Annotated in this window: 3 protein-coding genes; 2 read left to right on the forward strand and 1 reads right to left on the reverse strand. The window is 58.2% G+C overall.

Annotation, left to right across the window (positions count from 1 at the left end; translation table 11 throughout):
* Positions 1-1,327: DNA helicase RecQ (gene recQ, locus ACE1BR_RS20180; RefSeq protein WP_374873434.1), on the reverse strand; the 1,327-nt coding region annotated here is incomplete at its 3' end.
* A 133-nt stretch (positions 1,328-1,460) separates the two neighbouring features.
* On the opposite strand from recQ, the gene ACE1BR_RS20185 reads away from it, so the two are divergent.
* Together ACE1BR_RS20185 and ACE1BR_RS20190 are read left to right on the forward strand one after the other, a co-directional pair.
* The gene (locus tag ACE1BR_RS20185) at positions 1,461-1,925 is read left to right on the forward strand and encodes a thioesterase family protein (protein ID WP_374873436.1); all 465 of its coding nucleotides are present in this window, start codon (positions 1,461-1,463) and stop codon (positions 1,923-1,925) included.
* Positions 1,926-2,039: 114 nt separating this feature from the next.
* A complete protein-coding gene (locus tag ACE1BR_RS20190; protein WP_374873438.1) occupies positions 2,040-2,567 on the forward strand; it encodes a hypothetical protein in 528 nt (175 codons plus the stop codon).
* Positions 2,568-2,869 lie beyond the last annotated feature (302 nt).

Genomic DNA, 2,869 nt, shown 5'->3' on the forward strand with positions numbered 1-2,869 from the left:
CCAGCACCTCCACCACATAGCCCACCCCGAAGTTCTGCCCCACCCGCCAGACACAGGAGAGTGCCTTCTGGGCATCTTCGGTGCCGTCATAGCTCTTGGGCGGATCGAGGCAGATATCGCAGTTGCCGCACGGTTTGTCGTTGTACTCGCCAAAATAGTTGAGCAACACCTGACGGCGGCAGGTCTGCGCCTCGGCAAAGGCCGCCATCACGTTGAGCTTGTACTGCTCCACCTGCAACTGCTGGGGATTCTCGATGTTGTCGAGCAGGCGGCGCACCCGACCGATATCGGCGGGATCGTAGAGCAGCAGCGCCTCTGCCGGGGTACCGTCGCGCCCGGCACGACCGGTCTCCTGATAGTAGGATTCGATGTTCTTCGGAATGTCGTAGTGCACCACGAAACGCACGTTGGGCTTGTCGATACCCATCCCAAACGCCACCGTCGCCACCACGATCTCGACATCATCCTTGAGGAAGGCATCCTGGGTCTGCTGGCGCTGCTCGAGCGGCAGCCCCGCATGATAGGGCGCCGCCTTGCAGCCGTGGCGGGATAGCCGCTCGGCCACCTCCTCCACCCGGTTGCGGCTGGAGCAGTAGACGATACCGCAGTTGCCCTTCTGGCTATGCACGTAGCGCAGCAGCTGCTCGGCTGCCTTGAACTTCTCCACCAGGCTGTAGCGGATATTGGGGCGATCGAAGCTGGCAGTGTGGATAAAGGGATCGTGGAGTTCCAACCGGTGCAACATATCGCTGCGGGTCGCTTCGTCGGCCGTCGCCGTGAGCGCCACTACCGGCACCTGCGGGAACCACTGTTTGAGCCGCCCCAGCGCCGCATATTCCGGCCGAAAATCATGACCCCACTGGGAGACGCAGTGGGCCTCGTCAATGGCGAACAGGCCGAGCGGCAGCTCCGCCAGCCGATCCATGAACTCGTGCTGCAACAGTCGCTCGGGGGAGACATAGACCAGCTTTATCTCGCCGCGACGCATGGCAGCAAAGTTCTGGATCATCTCCTCCCGGCTCAGAGCCGAGTTGATGTAGACCGCCGCCACGCCGTTGGCGCGCAGGCTGTCGACCTGATCCTTCATCAACGAGATGAGGGGGGAAACCACCACCCCGAGCCCGGGGCGCAGCAGCGCCGGGATCTGGTAACAGAGCGACTTGCCGCCGCCGGTGGGCTTGAGCACCAGTGCATCGCGCCCCGCGACTATCTGCTCAATGATCTCGAGCTGACCGGGCCGAAACTGCTGATAGCCGAAGACCGCCTGCAGCAGGGCAAGCGGACTCTCTGGCTGAGGATCTGGCAGGGTTTCGGCAATCGCGGTCATGGGCTCTCCTTTGGGGTCGCCATTCTAAAGCAGCCGCCGCCCACAATAAACCTGCCATTGCGACTGTTAAGAAACTGTTGCAGACTGACTGGAGTTTTTACTCGGCTTTGATGACAAGGATTGGGATCAGAGAATGAAACAGATGCTCAAGAAGATGGCGCTCAGTGGCATTGCCAACCTGTTTGCCGAGAAGATGCCCTTCAACAAGCTGATCGGCATGCAGGTCACCCACTACGACTTCGACAAGGTGGAGCTGCGCATCAAGATGGACGAGAAGCTGATCGGCAACCCTTTCCACAACATCCTGCACGGTGGCGTCACCGCCAGTCTGCTCGATGTGGCGGGCGGCATGATTGTCGCCGCCTCCTGTATCGATGAGCTGGAGGAGTTCTCTCCCAGCTATCTCAAGGAGCGCTTCGCCCGCCTCGGCACCATAGATCTGCGAGTTGACTACCTGCGCCCGGGGCGCGGCAACGAGTTTATCGCCACCGCCCACATCATCCGGGCTGGCAGCAAGGTCGCCGTCGCCCGGATGGAGTTGCACAATGAAGAGGGGACTCATATCGCCTTCGGCACCGGCACCTATTTGGTGGGTTAAGTGCATAAAAACCGCTCTGCTAATCCACTTTTAATCATTAGATTTCTTACCCCTCTGGTCAAACAGGGTCCATACTCATAGTCGGGATTGTGTGCAGAGGGAGGATTGCAGGCGATGAGTGCGAAACTGGCAATCAAACCATCCAGAGCCTTGTTGACACAGCTCGAGTCCATGCTCGACGAGGTGCAGACACCTGAGTGTCGCCACTGGTTGGAACAGGAGCTTGAGGGGTATTCTCTCTCCTCACCCCTGCCGTGGTATCGCATCGTCCCCTGTCGGCAACGCGGTCATTTTTTGGATCTGAAAACGGGAAAATATTTGACCTGTCACATCAACAGTCAAACGCTAAGCCAACGCGATCTGGCCCAAATTCAGTTCATCTATGCTCGTGAGCCCGCCGCCCACTATTTGCTGCAACGCAATTCCGGTATTGAACCCTGGCCAGAGCAACTGCTGGAAGATTATCAGGAGCAGTTGATTCCCGGCCATTTATGCCTGCAAGCCTGGCATGAGCCCGTTATTTCAATGCGTGAACAACTGATGGAGGGAATCGAACATTTTATTTGTGAGTACCCCAAGCACGCGGCCTTGCTACCTCAACACAGCATGAAGGCTTTGCGGCATCAGCACTGGCATATTTGAACAAGCGCCTGGCGCGCAAGGAGGGCACCATAGACAAGACCCATAGCGAGATTGCCACAATCTAGAGTGCCGGAGTCAGGATCAGACTCCACCGATGGGCCACCGAGCGGTGGCCCTTTTAATTTCCGCAACAGCCCCATTAACGGCGACCCCACGCACAATAAGCACCATCTTGTTTATGCCCAACGTTACCCGCCCTTCCCATATCCAACCGAATTACCGCTTCTCTATCTCCACCCGACCGAGAAAGAGTGGGTTGCCATCGCAATCTCAAAGCGGATGGCGGATAGCGGATAGCGGAT

Origin of the sequence: Aeromonas sp. MdU4 (assembly GCF_041929505.1) — a bacterium.
GTDB lineage: Bacteria > Pseudomonadota > Gammaproteobacteria > Enterobacterales > Aeromonadaceae > Aeromonas.